General features: G+C 38.0%; 25 protein-coding genes. 18 read left to right on the forward strand and 7 right to left on the reverse strand.

The genetic code is table 11. The features are described from left to right. Nucleotides 1–61: 61 nt before the first annotated feature. The 4 genes from CWB80_RS20870 to CWB80_RS20885 all read right to left on the reverse strand — a co-directional run bounded on the left by CWB80_RS20870 (nucleotide 62) and on the right by CWB80_RS20885 (nucleotide 4,345). Nucleotides 62–853: a hypothetical protein gene (locus tag CWB80_RS20870; RefSeq protein ID WP_138602518.1), complete on the reverse strand. Its 792-nt coding sequence runs from the start codon at nucleotides 851–853 to the stop codon at nucleotides 62–64. A gap of 53 nt (nucleotides 854–906) precedes the next feature. Further along, on the reverse strand, nucleotides 907–2,097 hold the full coding sequence (locus CWB80_RS20875) for a hypothetical protein (RefSeq protein WP_138602516.1): 1,191 nt from the start codon (nucleotides 2,095–2,097) through the stop codon (nucleotides 907–909). 63 nt (nucleotides 2,098–2,160) lie between these two features. Next, nucleotides 2,161–3,672, reverse strand: a complete 1,512-nt coding sequence (locus tag CWB80_RS20880; protein ID WP_249362669.1) for an MASE1 domain-containing protein — start codon at nucleotides 3,670–3,672, stop codon at nucleotides 2,161–2,163. Between the two features lie 43 nt (nucleotides 3,673–3,715). Continuing rightward, entirely contained in the window at nucleotides 3,716–4,345 is a 630-nt protein-coding gene (locus tag CWB80_RS20885) for a response regulator transcription factor (RefSeq protein ID WP_138602512.1), read from the reverse strand. Nucleotides 4,346–4,487: 142 nt separating this feature from the next. Between CWB80_RS20885 and CWB80_RS20890 the strand changes: the two genes are divergently transcribed. The 5 genes from CWB80_RS20890 to CWB80_RS20910 all read left to right on the forward strand — a co-directional run bounded on the left by CWB80_RS20890 (nucleotide 4,488) and on the right by CWB80_RS20910 (nucleotide 9,867). After that, a complete protein-coding gene (locus CWB80_RS20890) occupies nucleotides 4,488–5,378 on the forward strand; it encodes a tyrosine-type recombinase/integrase (protein ID WP_138602510.1) in 891 nt (296 codons plus the stop codon). Nucleotide 5,379: 1 nt separating this feature from the next. Continuing rightward, nucleotides 5,380–7,395, forward strand: coding sequence for an AAA family ATPase (locus tag CWB80_RS20895; RefSeq protein WP_138602508.1), 2,016 nt, complete (start codon nucleotides 5,380–5,382; stop codon nucleotides 7,393–7,395). Nucleotides 7,396–7,558: 163 nt separating this feature from the next. Then, complete coding sequence (locus tag CWB80_RS20900) at nucleotides 7,559–8,419, forward strand: TIGR04255 family protein (protein WP_138602506.1); 861 nt, start codon at nucleotides 7,559–7,561, stop codon at nucleotides 8,417–8,419. A 4-nt stretch (nucleotides 8,420–8,423) separates the two neighbouring features. Then, nucleotides 8,424–8,993, forward strand: a complete 570-nt coding sequence (locus CWB80_RS20905) for a hypothetical protein (RefSeq protein ID WP_138602504.1) — start codon at nucleotides 8,424–8,426, stop codon at nucleotides 8,991–8,993. A 19-nt stretch (nucleotides 8,994–9,012) separates the two neighbouring features. Continuing rightward, on the forward strand, nucleotides 9,013–9,867 hold the full coding sequence (locus CWB80_RS20910; RefSeq protein ID WP_138602502.1) for a hypothetical protein: 855 nt from the start codon (nucleotides 9,013–9,015) through the stop codon (nucleotides 9,865–9,867). A gap of 251 nt (nucleotides 9,868–10,118) precedes the next feature. Here CWB80_RS20910 and CWB80_RS20915 read toward each other — a convergent pair whose 3' ends face one another. Then, nucleotides 10,119–11,633, reverse strand: coding sequence for a hypothetical protein (locus tag CWB80_RS20915; RefSeq protein ID WP_138602500.1), 1,515 nt, complete (start codon nucleotides 11,631–11,633; stop codon nucleotides 10,119–10,121). A 789-nt stretch (nucleotides 11,634–12,422) separates the two neighbouring features. Here CWB80_RS20915 and CWB80_RS20920 point away from each other — a divergent pair. Then, the gene (locus CWB80_RS20920) at nucleotides 12,423–12,944 is read left to right on the forward strand and encodes a hypothetical protein (RefSeq protein WP_054554188.1); all 522 of its coding nucleotides are present in this window, start codon (nucleotides 12,423–12,425) and stop codon (nucleotides 12,942–12,944) included. Nucleotides 12,945–12,986: 42 nt separating this feature from the next. Here the strand turns inward: CWB80_RS20920 and slmA are convergent, their stop codons facing one another. Next, a complete protein-coding gene (slmA, locus tag CWB80_RS20925; protein ID WP_054554189.1) occupies nucleotides 12,987–13,574 on the reverse strand; it encodes a nucleoid occlusion factor SlmA in 588 nt (195 codons plus the stop codon). A 112-nt stretch (nucleotides 13,575–13,686) separates the two neighbouring features. Beyond that, entirely contained in the window at nucleotides 13,687–14,880 is a 1,194-nt protein-coding gene (gene coaBC, locus CWB80_RS20930; protein WP_138601266.1) for a bifunctional phosphopantothenoylcysteine decarboxylase/phosphopantothenate--cysteine ligase CoaBC, read from the reverse strand. Nucleotides 14,881–15,024: 144 nt separating this feature from the next. Here coaBC and radC point away from each other — a divergent pair, with 144 nt between their 5' ends. The 12 genes from radC (at nucleotide 15,025) to CWB80_RS20990 (ending at nucleotide 21,897) form a co-directional block, all read left to right on the forward strand. Next, the gene (gene radC, locus CWB80_RS20935; RefSeq protein ID WP_138601269.1) at nucleotides 15,025–15,699 is read left to right on the forward strand and encodes a RadC family protein; all 675 of its coding nucleotides are present in this window, start codon (nucleotides 15,025–15,027) and stop codon (nucleotides 15,697–15,699) included. Nucleotides 15,700–15,972: 273 nt separating this feature from the next. Next, entirely contained in the window at nucleotides 15,973–16,209 is a 237-nt protein-coding gene (gene rpmB / locus CWB80_RS20940; RefSeq protein ID WP_036973115.1) for a 50S ribosomal protein L28, read from the forward strand. A gap of 11 nt (nucleotides 16,210–16,220) precedes the next feature. Next, nucleotides 16,221–16,376 carry a 50S ribosomal protein L33 gene (gene rpmG, locus CWB80_RS20945; RefSeq protein ID WP_022946036.1) on the forward strand — a complete coding sequence of 52 codons (156 nt, stop codon included), beginning with the start codon at nucleotides 16,221–16,223 and terminating at the stop codon, nucleotides 16,374–16,376. 228 nt (nucleotides 16,377–16,604) lie between these two features. Further along, nucleotides 16,605–16,946 carry a 30S ribosomal protein S6 gene (gene rpsF, locus CWB80_RS20950; RefSeq protein ID WP_036973113.1) on the forward strand — a complete coding sequence of 114 codons (342 nt, stop codon included), beginning with the start codon at nucleotides 16,605–16,607 and terminating at the stop codon, nucleotides 16,944–16,946. A 67-nt stretch (nucleotides 16,947–17,013) separates the two neighbouring features. Further along, nucleotides 17,014–17,316 (forward strand): primosomal replication protein N, encoded by a 303-nt coding sequence (gene priB, locus CWB80_RS20955; RefSeq protein WP_036973732.1) that lies wholly within the window; start codon nucleotides 17,014–17,016, stop codon nucleotides 17,314–17,316. 12 nt (nucleotides 17,317–17,328) lie between these two features. Beyond that, complete coding sequence (gene rpsR, locus CWB80_RS20960; protein ID WP_002962753.1) at nucleotides 17,329–17,556, forward strand: 30S ribosomal protein S18; 228 nt, start codon at nucleotides 17,329–17,331, stop codon at nucleotides 17,554–17,556. Between the two features lie 35 nt (nucleotides 17,557–17,591). Continuing rightward, nucleotides 17,592–18,044, forward strand: a complete 453-nt coding sequence (rplI, locus tag CWB80_RS20965) for a 50S ribosomal protein L9 (protein ID WP_054554192.1) — start codon at nucleotides 17,592–17,594, stop codon at nucleotides 18,042–18,044. 303 nt (nucleotides 18,045–18,347) lie between these two features. After that, on the forward strand, nucleotides 18,348–18,779 hold the full coding sequence (locus tag CWB80_RS20970; RefSeq protein ID WP_222938086.1) for a type IV pilin protein: 432 nt from the start codon (nucleotides 18,348–18,350) through the stop codon (nucleotides 18,777–18,779). 5 nt (nucleotides 18,780–18,784) lie between these two features. Beyond that, a complete protein-coding gene (locus CWB80_RS20975) occupies nucleotides 18,785–19,237 on the forward strand; it encodes a GspH/FimT family pseudopilin (protein ID WP_054554194.1) in 453 nt (150 codons plus the stop codon). Then, on the forward strand, nucleotides 19,234–19,635 hold the full coding sequence (locus CWB80_RS20980) for a type IV pilus modification PilV family protein (protein ID WP_138601272.1): 402 nt from the start codon (nucleotides 19,234–19,236) through the stop codon (nucleotides 19,633–19,635). The genes CWB80_RS20975 and CWB80_RS20980 overlap by 4 nt, the downstream gene beginning before the upstream one ends. Further along, nucleotides 19,632–20,156, forward strand: a complete 525-nt coding sequence (locus CWB80_RS20985; RefSeq protein WP_138601275.1) for a prepilin-type N-terminal cleavage/methylation domain-containing protein — start codon at nucleotides 19,632–19,634, stop codon at nucleotides 20,154–20,156. The genes CWB80_RS20980 and CWB80_RS20985 overlap by 4 nt, the downstream gene beginning before the upstream one ends. Beyond that, a complete protein-coding gene (locus CWB80_RS20990) occupies nucleotides 20,149–21,897 on the forward strand; it encodes a DUF7305 domain-containing protein (RefSeq protein ID WP_235523717.1) in 1,749 nt (582 codons plus the stop codon). The genes CWB80_RS20985 and CWB80_RS20990 overlap by 8 nt, the downstream gene beginning before the upstream one ends. The last annotated feature ends 7 nt before the right edge of the window (nucleotides 21,898–21,904 follow it).

The raw sequence follows: 21,904 nt of genomic DNA on the forward strand, positions 1-21,904 counted from the left end.
CGCAAAACCCACCCCTACCAAGGGCCTAGGTGACAAACAGCCTCTCGTTGTGTTTAACGAATTACGCAATGCGGCCTAATTTAGCGAGTGGTGCACTTCGGGGTTGAATTCGCGAACTATCTTCTTTCATTTTTTTTATATGTTGTGTGTACTTCACTTCGAATATGGTCGCATCATTCTCCAGTTGTTCTAAGTAAGGTAGATATATACCTTCTTTTAGAAAATCATTAGTGTATTGATTCAAATCTGTCAAATCAGGAAGAGATGCGTTTTTTAAGGTTCTATTGATTTCTCTTATTTGCTTTGCTGTTGGCTTGAACTGATTTGAAATAGTTTTTGCTATTGTTGAAATTTGATTAGATAAAAGCTGTAGATTGCTAAAATCCTCAGGTTTTATTTTATCTTCAGCTATATTATTTTTATGGCTAAAGAACATCCCTCCATATTTAGACTTAACATTAAGTCCAAGTCTATTTAATAGAGATGTTAATTCAATATATTTTAAATTTAAATTTGAGACGTTTTTATATATATCAAGGTGTTCTTGGATTTTTTCTTTATTTCCTAAGAATTTTATATAGCTCTCTTCAGCTCGTTTTACTCTGCTACTAGATTGACCGTATTTTTTTCGATATAAGTTGATACATTCATTGATTCTTTTATCTACTCTCTCTATCAGGTCGCTTGACCAGTCTCGTAATGGATTATTTGATGAATAATACTGAAACATATCAGGGCTTAAAAATGAATCGTTAAGTACTGTTGTACACTTTTCATCCATAGCATTTATGTTTGTGGAAAGTGATAATAGTGCCAGAAAAACAACAGCTTTAGGGTTGAATTGTTTTACCATTTTTATTCTCCAAAATTCAAATGCTTAGTTTTAATTATAAGTGATATTTAAGCTTAAATTTCCTTATGTGAATTAGTAACTAATCGGTTTATTTTAAATGTTAAGTAATAAACGCCAAATATAGCTGTTAAAAATCTATTACAAAACCCTTTATAAGTATGTTCAAGTTGGTTTTTAAGATTGAAAGCTATAATTGCTGAAAGTATGATTGGAGAGATAACAGAGAATATTATAAATGAAATAGGGTTTTCAACATTAAATGCGGATGACGCTATTAATTCAAATAAGCTTGCTAGCATCATTGAACCTGCTCCTGCTTTTATTTTTATTCTCGCATTTTCGCAGATTTTATTAATAATTAGTAATAGTAAGATCATACCGCCAGGTAAAAGCTCTATGATAACTATAGCGGTAAAGGTTGGAATAAAAAAAGAGTTTATTTCGGATGTCTTTTTGTCATCTATAAAGTGTGATTTTTTATTTTTTGTTATTTTTACAGGTATGTTTATTTTTCTAAGTGCAGATATTAACTTTTTTGCATTAGAGCTAGAAATGCTTCTCTTTATTTCAATTCCACTATCATAAAGCTGTTTGGAGATATTGGTTAAATCTGTTTTTAGAATTTTAGATAGTTTTGGTAAGGCTGTTTTATCATAATCACATGAGTGATACGTTATTGTATATTTTTCATCAGAATTTAAATCGTTATTTTTAAATTTATTAAAATTGGTAGCTAGTTGTTGAGAAAATCTATCGCCATCAATTAAATATGATATTGGTATGTGGTGTTTTTGAATTTCATGTTTGCTATCTATGAAGTTTATATGTACCCCATTTTTTTTGAAATCAATTTTATCAATTGTAGAGAATGGAATTGTAATCATTACCCCTGTGAAAATATTGATAGTTTGAAGGTTTTTACCGGTGACCTTATACTCTAAGTTTTTGTACCTACTATTAAATGCCATCCTTAAAATTAGTGGCATTAAGCAGGAAGCAAATACAATTGAAACAACAGAGAATATATCAACCAGTATAAAATCAATAACCTCTTTAAGGGTTGGGTATCTTGAAATGATGTACTTTAATGGTTTTATTAAATAGTTAATTTCCTCACTATTGAGCTGTAGGTAAAATGAAAAAGAGAAGCAAACTATAGAAAAGGTAAATCCAGCAAATTGTACTTTCTTGCTGAGTTTGAATGTGTTTTTCTCCACATTAATTTCCTTCTTAAAGTCAAACATTTATTACAACTTACTTGGTGTGACTTTTATATAGGAAATTTTCCTAGAAGGGGGTTTAATTGCTTAAATGTCCTCAAAAATAACTTCAATTTTATAGCCATCACCTGATTTTATAGAGGAAACACCATTTAACGCTAATACACGTTCTTCAATAAATGATAGGCCATAGCTTCCAGAGTTCGAGCTTTTAGCTTTAGCTGAACCATTATCCTCTATAAGCAAATAAATACTATTTTTAGAAGTTTCTAAGTAAATCTTCAGTTTACTTGAGTCACTATGTTTAACACAGTTCGTTACAGCCTCCTGACAAATACGGTAGATAGCAGTTTGATGTTCATCTGATATTTGAGAATTTATGTTTATAACTGCTTGATATTCAATATTATATTTAGTGAGAATCTGTTTGAATTTACCAGCCTTAACTGCCAATTCTAGGCCAAGATCATCCAATTCTCTTGGCCGTAAGTTATGCATTATTTCATAAATTGAATCATACATATCTTTGGCGTTATATTTTAATGTGCTAATTATTGAATTTTCTTTTTCTCCAAGTGCAATCGATAAAATAGTTAAATCTGTTTTTAGGGCTGTCAGGTTTTGGCCTAATTCGTCATGGAGTTCTTGAGACAAGTACTTTCGCTCATTTTCTTGCACAGTCACCATACGTTTAGCGAGTTGCTTATTTTTCTCAAGAAGCGCTGTGAGTTTTTCGTTGCTGGCTTGTAGCTGATTATTTTTGATTTTTAACTCGTTAGTGGCAGTTCCTATTAGCAAGCCAGTTACTGAGTTAGCTAAAATAAATAATTGGCTAATGTAAGTATTGGTCGCATCTTGGATGAGGCCTGCTTGTGCAACGATCAGCGCATTACTTACCAAGGCACTTGCTATCGCTCCTTTAATTCCAAACTTATAAGAAAACCAAATAACCGGAAGAAGTGAGCAAAGGCGTAGCAAGGGGTAAAGGTCTGGGTGGCTCAGGTAGCTAATTATATAAAGAAACGCCAGTGCTAATAAGCTTAATAAAATAACAGCATGGTAACGAGAGTGCATACGGGTATAACTTTGGCTAATTAACAATAATGCCGGGGCAACTAATAATGTCCCCGTCAGGTCGCCTAATGTCATATTGAGTTGATAATGTAATACTTGCTTATCCTCTAACCAAGTTGTGAATTCAAAGGCGCTAGAGAACAAAAACCATTTAAAAGAAGCTGAAAAAACTGCAAGTAGAATTAACGACAAAGCGCCAGAATTAGAGGTGATTTTTGGCGGCCAGCGGCTTTTCTTAAAGCTGTGGACGATAGCCATATAGGTTAATTCTTGAAAGAAACCGTGAAATAGATCAAAGTTCCATTCATTATTGTAATAGACACCTAAATACGACGCATAAAGTCGAGAGGCAATCCAAAGCATTGGCCAAAATCGCATAGGAAAAATAACAAAAAATGCAAGCTTCACCCCCGCAGGCAAGTAAATAGCACTACTTTGGGCAACAGTTTCTAAATGATTACTCACCCAAGAGGATAAATATAAGGCTAAAAAGTAAAGCGCAAACACCAATAACTGGTTAAACACTTCAGTTATAAAGCTACGTGAAGAGTATTTTGTTGAAACGAGCTTATGCCAGTTCATCAAGTGTGATCATCCCGGAATCTATAGCAATTTTTAATAATTCAAATGAATTACTGACTTCAAGTTTGTTGTATATATTCGTTTTATGTACGTGAGCTGTTTTGGGCATCATATCGAGTTTTTGGGCAACTTCTTTGGCGTTCAACCCTTTAGCAAATAAGGGTAGTGCCTCTTTCTCTCTTGGCGTTAAGAAAGAAAGTTTGCTTGCAGGGGAGGTGGTATTAAATTTCACATCTTCACTTATGTACTGTCCTCCATTAATGACTGAATTGACTGCATTAATTAAAGCTTCTGATGCTGAGCGTTTAGATACATAACCTTTAGCGCCGAGCTTTAATGCGTTGCTAACGTAGGGTTCGTAGTCATACATAGAGGCAACTATGGTTTTTATGTCGGGGAAGTGAGTGTTTAGATAAGTAAGAAATGCGAGTCCGTTTTCACCGTCATGCATAGAAATATCAACAATAAATACATGAGGTTGCTCTAAACCAACTGCTAACTTAGCTTCACTAACTGAACAAGCTTCAATTACTACCTCCCAATCATTATTAAGTTCAAGCAATTTTTTGAAACTGTCTCTAACAAGTTGATGATCTTCAATAATGCCTATACGCATAATTCCCTCCATAATTGCTAAGTATATCGTTAACTTAGTGTGTTATGTCTAGGAATTATTCTTATATAATGGAGGTCAACTTTTTAGGTTAATATTTAGTCAGAACTAGCTAACTATAAAGCTTTAACATTTGGAGCTTTATATGAAAATTAATAACCCCGTCAAGCTATATTTAAATGGCTTAGCAGCTTCAGGGAAGCGATCTTGTTATTCGCAACTGAATACAATGAGACAAGTATTAAATTGGCCTAAACCACTCGAAGAACAACCATTTCATTTACTTAGTTATAGTCAATTAGAAATGCTGAAAGTACAAATGCTTAACCAAGGCCAAGCAAGAAAAACAATTAATAGAGCAATTCAATTGATTAAGGGAATAGTGAATGCTGCATATAGTTTAGAGTTGATTAGTCACAAAGACTTGATGCGAATTAAGTCAGTAAAAAGTGTAAAGAACCAAAGTAGTGATAAAGGTCAAGCACTCTCGCCAGAGCACATTAATACACTACTCAAAGAAATGAAAATGAAAAGTGATTGGGTTGGGACAAGAGATCTTGCGATTTTTACAATGTTATTATCAACAGGTATTAGAAGAACTGAGTTATGTAACTTGGAGTTAGCTGATTATATTTCTGAGGTTGGTCAGATACTTATTCGTTCAGGGAAGGGAGGAAAGTTTAGGCGTCAATTTTTACCTAAGTGGTCTATTAGTAGTATTGAGCAATGGCTAGGGATTAGAGGCAGTAATCAAGGGCCACTCTTCTTGGCAAGAGGTCGTTTTAAAGGTCTGAGTAGTGATGCCCTATATAGACTTGTAGTCAAAAGAACAAAAACTATTTTGAATCGCCGATATACACCACATGATTTACGTCGTACATACATAACTGAGTTATTAAATAGTGGAGCTGATGTTTTAACTGTCAGTCGTATGGCTGGGCATGCAAATGTTAGTACCACCCAATTATATGATAAGCGGGGTATAGAAGCTCAAATACAGGCAGCTCAAGCTTTAGACTTTAGCCGAGGTGAATAAAATGCTTAATCGTGAGTTATATGATTTAGGGGCTAATTTAGCATATCGCTTAACTAAAAGTAGTATGTTTGACTTGGAGGCTTTGAATGAGTTGAAACCAATTACAATCAAAAGTATTAGTGGTAGGCCTTTTCATTTTGATGGTTCCAAATCATGCTTTCCTAATTCCATATATGAACACTTTAAGAGTGCGATGGAACAAGGTCGAACGCAATCCATATTAGAGGCTAACTGCCAAATATTTAGAAGTGCCTATGATCTGCCTATAGAGTCTGTAAAGTTACTAGCATTCATCGCGTTAAATAGTTTTAGCTCACCTTTTAATGAGTATATCGAAACGCAACTCGGTTTGAGTCAGAATCATTTGTATCAATTAATTTCGGATGCACTCGATATAGATTTCTTAACTTTAAAACATACTTTAGAAATGCTTTCGAAAACAGGGTTGTGGGAAGAGTGCTCGGTAAATGCAGATGATATGTTACAAATGCATCCTTACTTTGCAAAAAGTTTAGCGTTTAAGCCTTCTAAAGATTTTTCGCAATTACTTTCACATGTCATTTCTAAACTACCTAAATCGACACTGAAAATTAATAATTATAGTCACTTAAACATGGATATATTAACCGACCTTGTGGAATCTACTCATGTAAAAGGGCTGCATGGTATTAATATCTTGTTTTATGGTGAACCAGGAGTCGGAAAAACCGAGCTTGCAAGGCTTATCATTGATCAAATAAATGCTAATTTATTTGAAGTTAAAGCTCTTGGTGAGAGCATTGTGAATCCTCATGATGAGCTCAACTCAAGGTATAGTAGTGCTCAGTTACGATTACAGTATCTTAGAATGACTCAAAGGTTATTCAGCGGTAAAGCAGGTAATTGGCTGTTAATTGATGAATGTGAAGATGTTTATTCTTCATTTCATCATGGAACAAAAGTCTCTAAGGATTTATTTCACGAGCTTTTAGAAACTAATTGTACCCCAACAATTTGGATAACTAACAACCCTGAGTTGATCCCTCCGAGTTGTATTCGCCGCTTTTCATATGTATTGGAATTACCAAACTTACCTGATGATGCAAGACAGGGCTTATTGGATAAATCACTAAAAGGACTAAGAGTTTCAAAAGAATTTAAATCTAGCCTTTTAACTGTAAGTGATTTAACACCAGCCTTATTAAATAAAGGGAGGGAGCTTTGTAAGGCTTGCGATGTGCAAGGTGTTAAAGCTGAGGTATACATTGAATCTTACCTAGAACAAAGTCTGCAGGTGCAAGGTAGACCCTTTTGGTGCTTAAATAACTACAGAGCTGAGATTGAGTTTGACCCTGAGTTCTGCAATGTTAAAGGTGATGTAAGTAGTCTTTTAGAGGTTATTCGTGCTGTTGATAATTTCAATGAAGCTAGGGTCCTATTGTATGGCGCTTCAGGGACAGGTAAGTCTGCTTTCGTACACTATGTATGTAAAGAGTTATCAATCAACCTGCTAACTGTTAAGGCATCTGACCTTCTTGGTAAGTATGTAGGCGAAAGTGAGAAAAATATAGCTAGATATTTTGAGCTTGCAACTAAGGAAGGTAAGGCTCTTCTTCTTGATGAGGCTGATAGTTTCTTATCAACGCGAGAAGGAGCAACAAAGCCATGGGAAGTGTCTCAAGTAAACGAACTTCTAGTGCAAATTGAAAGGTTCCAGTTACCTCTTTTTATTGCTACTAACTTCTTTGAAAGGTTAGACAAGGCTTTATTGAGACGTATGGATTTTAAGATCGAGTTATTACCTTTGACGCCTAAGCAATCCTTAGAGGTGTTTGAAAAGGTAATGGGTGAGCTCCCATTAAATAATGAAAAAATCCGCTTAGAAAGTATGGTGAATTTGACTATGGGTGACTTTGCATTGCTATCAAGACGGAAGCGCTTTAAAAAAGGGCGAGTATTGGTAAGGGAGGCCCTCGAAATACTAGAGATGGGGCATAAGTATAAGCAGCCTAAAAGAAAAATAGGCTTTAATATTTGAGAAAATATATTTATAAATAATTTATCGTTATGCTCAATTGTTCTGAAAAAGCAGCTACTGTTTTATAAGATTAATTGAAAGTAGGGAACTATTAGTTCATAATCACGTCAAATGAAACGTCAAAAAAAATGTCTACTTCTAAGCTGAACTCATAGGATAAAAAGTGAAATATCAAAAGCCGCCAGTCAAATACGTTGTTGCTAAGTTAAAATTTAGCAAGGTGTTTGGCAAATATGCTGAAGACAAATATAAAGATGTTCTTAATAAACTAGATACAATTGGTCTTGAGAGGATTGTTGTAAGTAAAGTCAATCAATTAGAATTACACCAGTCTGGTGAAAACTTTAAATTTTCCGAAGGAACAGTTGATAGAGTTGGTTTTTTTTCAGCTAATAGCAAGCGTTGCGCTATTATTTCGGAGCAAGTCTTAGAGTTCAGATTGAGTGAATATGACGATCATAAACATTTTTTGGATGATGCCTATTCATTCTATGAGAAGTTTATTGGAAGCGGCTTTGCTGTAGAAAATCCAATTAGTGAGATTGAACTTCATTATGTTGATCATTTTATTCCTGTGGAATGTGAATTAGCAGACATGTTTCAAGGAGTCACTTTGCCTATAGGTCAATTCTATAGTAATGACAACGATTTTTTTCAATTTGGCGGATTAAACTTTAGCCGAATTCTTGACTCTAAAAGAGAGAAAGTACAGGTATCTCTAGAGCAGCTACCGATAGGGGCTACGGGAGAAAGTGAACAAAGAAACTTACCAAAGCTTTTACCTGACACTCTGATAGAACCTGATAGTAAATTAGGCATGCCAATTTCTGTGGAATATCCAGAAAGTTCGGTTGGTAAGCATTACGCACTAGTGCATACCCAAGGTTCAAAATTAATTACACCTGAAGACAATAAGACCGTCATTAGAGACCATTTAGAAGAGTTGTATAAAGAAGGTCGATTAACATTTGATAAAATGATTAATACTGAAGTTTGTAATGGAATTTGGGAATTGATGGAGTAAGTTTATGCAAGTATATGATTTGGCTAGTATTGGTGGGCCAGCTGCAATGTTGCCACCTCCGATAGAGGTTTATACAGAAAAAGAAGCTAGATTTCTGCCTCCTAGAGTACATGTAGAAAATAACACCTATGTCATTTACTCCCCAAATACTAAAGCTGAGAGCGAGCAGCTTTTGCCTGCATTATTACATGTTGAGGATTGTGTATCTCTATGTCAGAGGGTGTTAGGGTTAAAAATCCAAGAAATTGCTAAGTTACTTGATATTTCAAGGGCCTCTTTAGATTTGCATAGAAAAGGTAAAGTGAAAAATATGGAACCATATTTTAAACTCGCTAGCTTTGTGAATTATATAGAAGAGTCATTTAATGGTGACATAAGCAAAGCCATGCGAAGTGTCCTTATTGAAAGGAAAACACTAGTGCAGCATTTGCTTGCGAACAAAGATAGTCTTGAAAAGACGGTACCTTATTTTGAAAAGGCAAGTGATAAATTAGATAGTATAACGCTTAGAAAGGTTAAAATAGATTCGAACTTAGCTGCTACTCGGTTAGCTGGTATAGGTCAAGTGGGCTAATTTGGGGTAGGTTTAGTCAGTGCAAGAGTTGATTGAAATTGGTATTCGTCAGGGAACAATCCTTACTTTCAATAAGGGGATTGATAGCGATAATTCAATTTTTCAAGACATAAAAGCAGGGCGATTTGGACTATTCTCGGATGGAAAAGTAGGACCTTCTAATATTTTATTAGTTCTCACGCAAGAGTGCGGTATTGCTTCTAGGAACACTATTGAAGTTCTACAGGGAAAGAAAGATAAAAAGTTCAATGAAGAAAAGAACCGACATCTATTAAATGCTCAAGACTATAGCAAATTAGTTTTGAAAATAGGTGAAGACTTTTATAGTTTTAAAGAAACTGAGCTTTCTAAAGTGAATCAAGAAGCTGTTTTGAAGTTGTTTGATGATGAACTTATCAGGCTTGGACAACTTGAGTCTTGGCAAAAGCGACGTCTCTTAGATTGGAGAAGATTAGAGTACACTAGAGTACCTTTCCCTGATAAGTTTAATCGAGCCTTTAAATCTTACTATACTAAAGAAGGTAAATGGTTCTCAGATTTTCTTCAGGAAAATCAGGGTAACATAGATTCTGTAAGGGTCTATATTGACCCTGATGATGAAAATGCTGATGAGTACAATATATCTTTTTGCGCACTTTTGACTGATGATTGTAGTGAGGAACAGGCGGAAGAAATTTCTGTTAAGCTTTTGGAAATGCTTACTGAAATTAATGAAATAGCACCATTCCTTAACCCATTACAGTTAGATAGTTATGAGGGGGGAATGGATGTACCGGATGCTGTAATGTTGTCACTGACAGAGCGCTACGATGAATTTACTTTTGCTAATGCCTTTCACATGAAAGAATTTAATCTAGAGTTTCTTTGTTATTAGCGTGAAAATTTTATTGTTAGCATAAAGTTTGTTGATGTACCACTGTAAGTTTGAACATGCAAGTTTAGTCTATCAGCTATTTTTCTAGTCTTAAATTATGGCGAGTCACAAAGCCCAAAAGCCGCTTGATAATTCAAGCGGCCTTGATATTTAGCCTATTTTGATACCACCTACTGCAGCTCAGTATTTTTTAATAATTGAACACTATCAGTACCGACCTATTAGATTGGATTAAGCAAGCTCCCGTAAATTTAAAACAGCTCTGCTTTTATGTCTCTAACAATATTACCGCTAGCTCGTCTATCACTTGGTGTTTTTGCAAAAGTCACTTTGCAACGATCATCATTGATAAAGCGTAAGTGGTTATGATTGCCATCTTGAATAACTTCTAACCCAATACATTTCAGGGCTTGTTTCATGGGAGAAGTCATACCGTTGTAATTATTAAATATCTGTTTTAATTCATCGAAAACTACCGGACGAGCAGCTTCAATTGGGTTGTTATTTAAGATATCTTGCAATAGGTGGTATTTTCTAGAGGTCTGTTTACTGTTTTTAATGTAATTGTTTAGAGCATCAATTACTAGTTCCGATATTTCACCTTCATACTTTTCACTTTCATCACCAAAAATAAGAATCGGCTTACCTTGTTTGAAAGGTTTATCCATGAAGTCGTTGAGTCGGATTTCTAGAACTCGTTTATCATTTTTACATTGGGTTAGTTCTTGGTTAGCTTCTAAATTAGCTAAAAGTTGATCATCAGCCTCTCTTTCATACTTCTCCTTGAGTTGAGCGAATACACTTTCTTGCTCTTCAAGCTGTTCAAATGCCTCTTCAGCAAGACTTTTGTATTCACCGTCCGAATTGAGTTCATTAAAACGCTCTTTTAATTGAATTCTTGAGTCTTTTTGTCTTTTGGCTCTAACATCAGTAGGACTAAAGTGACGTTTCTTATTATAGCCATTAGTTGTGTGTGTGATATATGAAAGTATATGCTGAAATTTATTTTCATATTTATCATTTAGAGATGAAAGCGTATCGCTTCGGATTAGTCTATTTCCACAATATTCTCTGCCAAACGATGGATAGATAATATTTACAGCCCCATCCCAAGCGGAGTATTTGCGAGTTAAAACTTTTTCAAGTTCCCAGCTATCAATCTCCTCTTCTGAGTGTATAACTTGAGCTAAACCAACTAATTGTTCTTGTAATTTGTATGGATTGACTATCGGTGCTTTGTTTGTTTTACAGTTACTAACAAACACGAGAGGAAAGTTTCGATCTGAACGTTCTATTTCATAGCAAAATGCTTTAAAAGAGTCATAATTGTTGGTTATGGTTTGTGTATGGAGCCCTAAAGTTGATTCTGGATTTAGAGTGGCATTTTGTAATAAGTAGCTAACCAGTTTAGGTCTAGTAGTACTAGGTATGTCTTTAACTAAAGTGCTTATATCACTTGTTTCTAGGAGGATTGAAATAGTTGTTGAGTTACCTTCGAATTTTACTCCTATTTCAGTTATCCACTGCCTTCCTTTCACACTCTTATCTGGGTGACTTAATAATATTGAATATAAGGCTGGGGTCATTGCTGTAGCTGTGAAAGTCCTAACTTTCATTTTGTCTATGGTGAACTCATCGCCACTTAGTAACATATCATTAGTGAAGTGCTTTTTGGTTACTTGTTTTAGCCATCCTGAGATTGTTGATATAGCAGCAGAGAAGCTGTGCGGGCCGATTAACTCAAACTGATTTACGTAAATTAACATACTATTCCTTATTTAAGCCCTAAAGTCTAATGAGAAGAGAGCTCAATTATTTTTCCTTTATGGTTTTTGTTTTGGGTTTTTTGTTGAAATCTATCCAATTTATCTTATCTGACAAGGTTATATTTTGTACACCAATCATTGAGAATATGCAAATTCCAAACTTAGAATTTGTATGTAAGTAGTTATGTAATTGACAGTGTTTTAGCTTGCAAATTGTGCCAACGAGTGTGACACTAAATAGATAGACTAAATCCAAAGTGCTGTTTTATAACGTGTTGGTATTTTTGCTTGTCAGCTTATTGGCTGACTCACCAAATTTAAAGAAAGCCCACAGTAAAAACTGTGGGCTTTTTTCTGGGTGTTTAAAGTTATTTAGAAAATCCACTCCGCGCATACAAAACAGCGGCTTACTGGCTGACTCACCAAATCATATTAAAGCCCGTAGTGAATGCTACGGGCTTTTTGTTTTTTTAGGGCTTAGAAAATCCACTCCGCTCATACAAAACAACGACTTACTGGCTGACTCACCAAATTACATAAAAAGCCTCGCAGCAATGCGGGGCTTTTTTCTTTCTATATCTTTACGTAATTAAGAAAACCCACTCCGCTCAATATTCAAAATGAATCATCATTCTTTGCTCTTTAATCTCGATTGCCCATTTAAGTTGTTTAACCATTCTCTGCAATCTAGGAATATTTCTTAGGCTTACTAAGAAAGTCGCTCATTATCATAACGGCTTGTTCTTCATATCCTTTAAGTCTGATTTACTTTTGCTTAAAGGATTGAAAGTGAGTGTTATTGAGGGCAGTACTAAGGAATTTGGCAATACGACTATTCTACTTCATAGCTTGGGTTCTTCTTGTTATAGAATCGAATGGTATAGCCGGATGACGGGCGCATCGACGAGTTTAGCGAGGCTCACGCAAGGCAAGTACGTTGTTATTCGTAAATGGGCGCAAGTTAAAAATATGGCCGATGTTTCGAGTGAATTTAGTAGTCGAAATAGTGCGTTGATACACTTTTTAAATAACGTTGATATTGTTAAATCCCATGATGACTGGATCAGTGCCGCTAAGCAGCATTGTCTAAATTTGTTTGTTGAAAATGAAGGGCTAAAACCAGTTACTAAAGCGAGTTTCCCTAAACCGAGGTTGCAAGGAGCAATAGGAAAAGAAGTTGTTGTGAAATCGAAATTGGGTGAAAGGGAAATTGCTCAGGGCTTACTATTGCAGCTTGTTGGTAACCAGGCCGAAATTCAATTAACTAACTCAAAAAAGAAATATTTTTCAAATCAAGTGTATATAAGGTAGGTATTAAGCTGGTAGTTTAACTACCAGCTAATAAAACTTGAACTACAACCAAATCTTTTGTAACTCTGGCCATTGCTTTTCAAATTGTGCACTGGGTTTTGCTTTAAAGTCGCTGCGCACGAATTGGTTCATCTTACCTTCTACATAGGCGAGTAAGAAGTTGGCTAGGGTGCTTTCGTCTGACTGGAATGCTTTACCTTCGCGCAGTTTGCGCTCGCGTAGCACTTGCTTGAACTGAGTTTCTAGCTTTTCAAATAAGCCTTGTACACGCTCACGTAAACGCTCTTGCTCACCTTGTAAGGCATCACCGGTCAAAATGCGGGTAATGCCCGGGTTTTTCTCGGCGAAGGCTAACAATAACAGCAAAATATTGTACACACGTGTTTGGCTTTCTTTCTCATTTTCTAAAATGAGGTTAATGCGTGATAACAGGGTATCTTCAATAAACTCGATTAGGCCCTCAAACATCCGTGCTTTACTCGGAAAATGACGATATAACGCAGCTTCAGACACACCGACCTCAGCCGCAAGTTTTGCGGTTGTGATACGTTGACCTGGGCTGGTTTCTAACATTTGTGCGAGTGCTTGCAGAATCTGCTCTTTGCGATTACTTCTTTTTGTCGCAGGCATGACCATTCCTTTCTTATAATTTATTACTTGCGCTGTTGGGAGTCAGACAAGCCATTTTTTGTGCAAATGAGTGGTTTATGTTAATGTTTTATTCAGTTTCTTTCCAGCATTTTTACAAACGCTTGGCAAGCTCAGTCATTACGCTCATGGCTAAATCTTTTTTACTTCCCATTGCTAAATCTAGCTGCTCATTGTGCCAGAAGAGTGTTAAAGCATTATGATCAGAATTAAAGCCAAGGCCTTCTTTTGATACGTCATTTGCGCAGATCATATCGAGGTTTTTGTTCTTTAATTTACCTTGAGCATAGCTTGCAACATCTTGAGTTTCTGCCGCAAAGCCAACGGTATAAGGGCGGTTTTCGCTAAGCGCAGCGACATTAGCGATGACATCTGGGTTCTTAACTAAAGTGAGGGTCAGTTCATCACCTTGCTTTTTCATCTTTTGCTCATGAATTGCAGCTGCACGGTAATCAGCCACTGCTGCACAGCCGATAAAAGCATCCGATTGCGCGGCCAGTTCCATTGAGGCGGTGAGTAATTGCTCAGCACTTTCTATATTAGTAAGCAGGGCATTAGCAGGTGCTTTAATTGTTACAGGGCCTGAAATCAGATTTACCGTTGCACCTAACGCAAGCGCAGCTTCAGCAAGGGCATAACCCATTTTGCCTGAGCTGTGGTTAGAAATATAACGAACTGGGTCGAGGGCTTCTCGGGTTGGTCCTGCAGTAATCGTGATAGTTTTGCCTGCAAGTAGTGGCTCTACTTCAGGTTGTGTACAAAGCGCGACTAACTCATGAGGCTCTAACATGCGTCCTGCGCCTACATCACCACAGGCTTGCTCGCCTTTACCTGGGCCCCAAATAGCCACGCCACGCTCGTTAAGTGTGGCAAGGTTTGCTTGTGTAGCAGGGTGGGCATACATTTGTTGATTCATGGCAGGTGCAACCGCCACTTTTGCAGGGGTAGCCAGTAGTAGGGTCGTCAGTAAGTCATCTGCAATACCCATGGCCATTTTCGCTAAAATATTACTGGTTGCAGGGGCGACTAAAATAAGGTCTGCCCATTTGGCAAATTCGATATGACCCATTGCGGCTTCTGCTGCTGGGTCGAGTAATGAATCAGAAACAATCTCACCGCTTACCGCTTGCATAGTCAAAGGAGTAATAAAGTGTTTGGCTGAGTCGGTCATGACGACTTTTACTTCACAGCCTTGATCTTTTAAACGGCGAACAAGTTCTGCGCATTTATAGGCTGCAATACCACCACTCATACCTAACAGGATTTTTTTATTTACTGATTTTGTCATTACGTGAAATTTAACCTTTGTCGATATGGGCTAACGATAGCAAATCTTTACCGATAGCATGAAGTTTTCTTTTCTACAGACAGGAAAAAACTAAATTTTATAGTACAGTTTAATATATGGAATAGTTGTTTTAAGGATGAAGCAATGCCATTAACCGATTTACCTTTATCAGCAAGGCCGCGGGAGAAGTTACTTGCCCAAGGTGCCAAAGCACTCTCAGATGCAGAGTTATTAGCAATATTCTTACGAACCGGTGTGCCGGGCATGAATGCCATTGAACTGGCTGAGCATCTGCTCGATATTAATAGTACGCTGCATGACTTATTTAATGCATCTGAACAAGAGTTTTGCGCTCAAAAGGGTTTAGGGGCTGCTAAGTATGTGCAGCTTCAAGCGGTACTTGAATTAAGCCGGCGCTATATGCTTGAGCAATGTAAGCGCGAGGCGTTATTTACTTCGCCACAAGCCGTGTATGACTATTTAACTATTCAGTTACGTGGCTTACAGCAGGAAGTATTTATGGTGCTGTACTTAGATAGTCAAAACCAGTTGATTAAAGACGAAGTACTTTTTTACGGCACTATTAATGCCGCGTCTGTGTACCCCCGTGAAGTGGTTAAAGCAGCGCTGCGTAATAATGCGGCGGCACTAATACTTGCTCATAACCACCCAAGTGGGGTGGCTGAGCCTAGTCAGGCCGATAAATTGATCACCACTAAATTGCAGCAAGCTTTAGCCTTAGTCGATATAAATGTGCTGGATCACATCATAGTGGGTGGTGAAAATTGTGTTTCGTTTGCCGAAAGAGGGCTTATATAGAGCCAACTGTATTAGAGAGTGTGTTAAAAATGAGCAGTTTAGGGCGATTTTAGAAATTAGTTTAATTTAAATGCAGTTTTTACTTTCCCTAAGGGCATTCGATCTTTATAATTAGCCGCTATCAAATTTACACATGAGCTGATTGGATAAGATCTGTTACTTGATCTTTGCCTGTATAAGCTGTATAAAGAGCGCCCTTCGATTTATCCCGGGGCACAAATACTGGCCTAAGGGAAAATTAAGCTCGAGCGAAGTTATTGGAGATATATAGACATGTCTAAAGTATGTCAAGTTACAGGTAAGCGTCCAGCGGTTGGTAATCACCGTTCACACGCGAGAAACGCGACTAAACGTCGTTTCCTACCTAACCTACAAACTCACCGTTTTTGGGTTGAAAGTGAAAAACGTTTTGTAACACTACGCACTACTACTAAAGGTATGCGTATTATCGATAAAAAAGGCATCGACGCGGTTCTTACAGAAATCCGTGCTCGTGGCGAAAAAGTTTAAGGAACTGAATCATGCGCGATAAGATCCGTTTAGTTTCAACTGCTGGTACTGGTTTTTTCTACACTACCGACAAGAACAAGCGTAACATGCCTGAAAAAATGGAAATCAAAAAATACGATCCTAAAGCTCGTAAACACGTGATTTTCAAAGAAGCTAAAATCAAGTAATTTTAGTTTTCAGAATATCAAAAACCCAGCCTCGGCTGGGTTTTTTGTTTTTAGCGTTTAGAAAATCTTAATAGGGCACAATAATCTAGCTTGGCTTGCTGTTTTATCTTGCTTAATTATCAATCTAAGCGTAAAATGCGCGCTCATTTCGGCTTATTAAATTTAATTCCTTGCCTTAAACCGACTGGCCGAAACGGTAGAAGGCTCTATTAACCGTAAGGAATATCCATGCGTCATTACGAAATCGTATTCATGGTTCACCCTGATCAGAGTGAGCAAGTACCTGGTATGATCGAACGTTATACTGGTTCTATCACTGAAGCTGGTGGTACTATCCACCGTCTTGAAGACTGGGGCCGTCGTCAATTGGCTTACCCAATCGACAAGCTTCACAAAGCTCATTATGTTCTTATGAACGTTGAAGCACCTACTGAAGTAATCAGCGAGCTAGAAACTACTTTCCGCTACAACGATGCAGTGCTTCGTAACTTAGTTATGCGTACTAAAGACGCTGTAACTGAAGCATCTCCTCTTGCGAAAGAAGAGAAGAAAGAAGCACCAGCTGCTTAATCGTTTTGAGTTCAAGCATGGCGCTTGCAGTTGAGACAAAAAGATGAGCCAACCGCTTAATCCTTATATGAATCAGCTGACACTATCTGGGGTTGTTTGTAAAACACCTAAATATAGTCAAAGCCCTGCTGGTATACCGCATTGTATTTTTGTTCTTGAACATAAATCGATGCAAGTTGAAGCAGACCTTAACCGTAATAGTTATGTCAGGCTTCAAGTTGTTGCCAGCGGCACGCCAATGCAACAACAAACTCAACAATTGCACGTTGGGCAACAAGTGCAAGTGACGGGGTTTTTAAACCGTCACGAGGGCCGAAACGGCTTAAGCCAATTGGTCTTGCATGCTCAACATATAGAAAGAATTTTTTGAGGAATTTTACTCATGGCACGTTATTTCAGACGTCGTAAGTTCTGCCGCTTCAAAGCGGAAGGCGTACAACAAATCGATTATAAAGATCTAGCTACTCTTAGAAACTATGTTACAGAAAGTGGCAAAATCGTACCTAGCCGTATCACAGGTACTAGCGCTAAATATCAGCGTCAGCTAGCAACTGCTATCAAGCGTGCTCGCTACTTAGCCCTTCTTCCATACACTGACTTACATAAGTAAGCAGCGGATTAACAGTTTTTAAAAGGTGTAGAGACATGCAAGTTATTCTACTAGACAAGATCGCAAACCTAGGTGGCCTAGGTGACCAGGTTGTAGTTAAATCTGGCTTCGCACGTAACTTCCTTTTCCCACAAGGTAAGGCAGTTCCTGCAACTAAAGCTAACATCGAAACTTTCGAAGCACGTCGTGCTGATTTAGAAGCTAAGATCGCTGAAGATCTAGCTGCTGCTCAAGCTCGCGCTGACAAGTTAGAAGCATTAGCTGAAGTTACACTAGTTTCTAAAGCTGGTGACGAAGGCAAGTTATTCGGTTCTATCGGTACTCGCGACATCGCTGAAGCTATTTCAGCTGTTGGCGTTGAAGTTGCTAAATCAGAAGTTCGTTTACCTCTAGGTACTATCCGTGAGACTGGCGAATTTGACGTAGCAATCGCAGTACACTCAGACGTATCGGCTACTATCAAAGTAATCGTTATCGCTGAAGCTTAATAGCAATATTAAGTAAAAAAAGCCGCACTTAGGTGCGGCTTTTTTGTGCCTGAAATTTATAAATTGTAGCATTTTGTACCGCTATTGCTTCTTCAGTTATCATCCAATAGTATTGGTTTCTATATTTTAAACAGACAAATACCAATCCTATAATCTTACCTATTTCACAAACATACGTTCTTTTTTCTTAATTTTATTTTTCTTATTAGTATAATCGAATGAGTAAAAGTAAATTGGTTAAAATTGACACTGACAGCGCTGTCATTTATATTGTGCTGGTTAAAAAGTATTAAGGGGTTGAGGTTGAAAAGTGCATTAGTACCACATGGAATAGGTAAACAGACAGGATTTACATTAGTAGAAATTCTTATCGTGATCGCTATTTTAGGGATTCTGTATAGCGTAGCACTGCCTGCTTACACTGAGCACATGCAACGTAGTCGCCGTGCTGATATTCAACAAGAGTTACTGCAATACAGCGCCAGTCTTGAACGAATTTATTCACGAAATGGCGGCTACCCCAATGCATTTGCAACTCAAAATACTGACTATTACACCCTTACTTACACAGCAACAGATAAAGTATCAGGTGCTGTAAGCGATTTTAAAAATCGTGGCTACAGTTTAAAAGCCGCTCCTAAATCGGGTTCGGCGCAAGCGAGTGATCGCTGTGGTGACTTAACCGTTAAACATGATGGTAGTTATAGCGCTTCATTTAGTGATTGCTGGGAGTAACACAATTGCGTCGAATTGCAGGGTTTACCTTAATTGAGTTAATGGTTGTGCTGAGTGTTATTGGCATTATGGCAGCCCTTGCTTTCCCGTCTTTTAGTCAGCAAATTTTGCAAGATCGCGTCGTAACTACTGCAAATCAATTAAATAGTGCTTATAAATTTGCACGCAGTGAAGCGGTCAAACGCGACAAACCTATTAACCTAGTTGTTAGTAATAATAGTTGGCAAGTGACCCTCAACGAGGGCGGCGTAGACACGGTTTTAAAAGAATTTTCGGTCACAAAAAGCGGCGTTGCCGTCAATTTAGTCGCATTGGCCATTAGTGCCAGTGGCGAAGTTGATAAACAAGCTGAAATTTTAGTGAAAGATGAGCACACAAATACCACTGATTACGTGATGTGTGTGCTTAAAAGTGGCCAAAACTGGTTAGTAGAAAATTCACAGCGAGGATGTGCATGAATAAGCAGGCAGGCTTTTCATTATTAGAAGTGATGATTTCAGTGGTGATCGCTGGCATCGCATTATTAGGCTTGGCGGCAGCGCAGCTAAAATCGCTGCAATATGCAACCAATAGTTTTGATTACACTGTGTCACTTATTCAAGGGCAAAATACCATTGAGCGTTTGTGGCCACGCATTTGTGAAATTCAAAAAACTAATACCGCACTTTTTCAAGACGCGACATTTAGAGCTTCGCTCGCGCCACAAGTTAGTGATTATCAGCTTACGATCCCAGCTACTTACAGTGATGATATGCAAGTTAATGTGGCTTGGGTTGATAAACGCATGACAGATAATGCAGAAAATCAAATTAGTCTAAATGCCAGTTTTCCTGATTTAACGGCGGTGTGCTCATGAATAAACACGTTCAGGGTTTTACCTTAGTTGAACTGATGGTGGCATTGGCTGCCGGCGCTTTTTTATTAGCGGGAGTGAGCTTGTCTTACTCGGCGATAAAAAGCACGATTGAAGTAAGTAAAGAGCTGGAAAACGCTCAAGAAGTGATTCGCTATACCAGTAAAGTATTCACCCGCAGCATAAAGCAGACACAACTAACACCGACCATCAGTGCAGATAAAAGCACGATTACCATTACTCAACCTAGCGGAGTGATTGCTTGTGATGGCTCTGCGACAACTGCGCAGGTGGTTGAAGTATATAGCTTAAATGGTAGCAACTTAATGTGTTCACTCGATGGTGCTGCCTCAGAGCGATTACTGACAGGAATCGAAGCTTTGTCATTTGATATCGCCGGTGAGCTTGTCACAGTCACTGTAAAGCCAAATGATTTACCAGCTCAGTTCGGTAATGGTATTAACATTGATATTGCCTTAACTAATGCAATATTAGTCAAAGCATACGGAGCTGGCAGTGTATAACAAGCAAAATGGTTTTACCCTAATTACAGTGTTGATCTTGACCAGTATGGCTAGCATAGTGGTGCTTAGTTCGCTACGTGAAAACGTTGTTCAAGAACGTTTAAGTGGCAACTTTCAAAAGAAATTAAACAGCCGCTTAATGGCTGAAAAAGGTGTGTTTGAACAAGCTAAGTTACTGCAACAAACCTTGAATGATGAAGGTGTATTAGCGGTTGAAGATTTGATCAGTAAAACCAGTAACGCATCGGGCTCTGGTGTTATTGCTGATGATGCCATTTTTAATGCCAGTTTAAGTCAAAACGCTGCTGGTGAGCTTGAAATTGCAAGCTTGGGGCAACGATTTGATGGTGACGCGCAAAGTAACTTAGTCGCCCGTTTTGCAGTACAAGGTGCGAAAGGTAGTTCTGTTTTCACTAATGCGATGGTGGGCTGTAAGGGAGTCGATTTATCGGGCAGTGGTAGTATCGACAGCTATGATTCGAGTAAAGGCAGCTACGAAGAAACAAAGTCGAATGATGGTGATGTTTCAACCATTGCTGGCGATTCAGATGTAGTGCTATCGGGTCATTCACCGATAAAGGGCGATGTAAAAGCGACCGGAGTTATTTACTTAAATGGCTCATCACCAATTATTGGTAATATCCATTCGAACTCCGGTGTTTATATCTCTCCTGGCAGTGGTTTACGTGTAGACGGTAATGTCTATACCCGTGGTTATTATACCCATCGTGGCGGGACTGTTTCGGGGGTTGTGCGAGCCAATGGTGATGCAAAAATGCAGTGGTCAACATTCATCACGAATAGCCAAGGCGAAGCGTTGGATATTATGTATGGCGGTTCAGGCGATTTTAAAGATACCAGCAATAACCAGCAAGATGGTGTGCATTATAGTGATCGTAAATTTAACGTGAACCCGAATGTTGAACCGGTAACTGTAGCCGATCCAGCTGCACCTGATTATGACCCTACAAACCCAGATACCAGTTGCGACCCGTTAATTTTGCCAGAGAAAATGACAGGCATCACAGATCAAGTAAGCAGTTACAGCTCTATTTCTGTAGGTCCTACGCAACAATTTAAGCTTAATACTGAAAAGGGCTATTTTAGTCGCGGTGGTAGCCAAGTTATTATGCCAAGCCTTGCTGATGTTTTCTTGTTTAACTCTAAAGCACAGAACCAAGCTAATGGTAGCAATAGCAAAGAGTATATTTTTGCTCTTGATAGACTCAAAATGACCAGTGACGGCAAAATGGAAGTTTCTGGTGGTGATGTTATTTTATTGATTGATGGTGACTTTTCGATGGCGGGGAGCACAACACTGACTATTAAAAAAGACAGTAGTTTAACTGTGTTATTAACCGGAAAAGTCAATATTGGCGCAGGCGCAAAAGTTATTACTGAGCAAGAAGGATTAACTACTAGTGGTCATCCGTCGTTATCATTCTACTCATCATTTAATGGTGTAAATGGCGTGCAATTTAGCGGTGCTGCGAATTTATATGCGGCTATTTATGCCCCTTTGACAACGGTGAAGCTATCGGGAAGTGGTGAGCTGTTTGGTAGTGTACGTGGCTCTACAATTACCGCAACAGGGGGCAGTGGTGCTCACTATGATGCGGGTTTATTACAAGTACAAAATGGCGGCACGCCTGCTTCTTCGGCACGTATCGTATTTTTAGGTTGGAGCTACAAAACCGCAGAAACAACTGAAGAAGAAAGCGAAGCATCACCTGCCGAATAACGTAAAT

This window comes from Pseudoalteromonas sp. S1650, assembly GCF_005887195.1.
GTDB lineage: Bacteria > Pseudomonadota > Gammaproteobacteria > Enterobacterales > Alteromonadaceae > Pseudoalteromonas > Pseudoalteromonas simplex.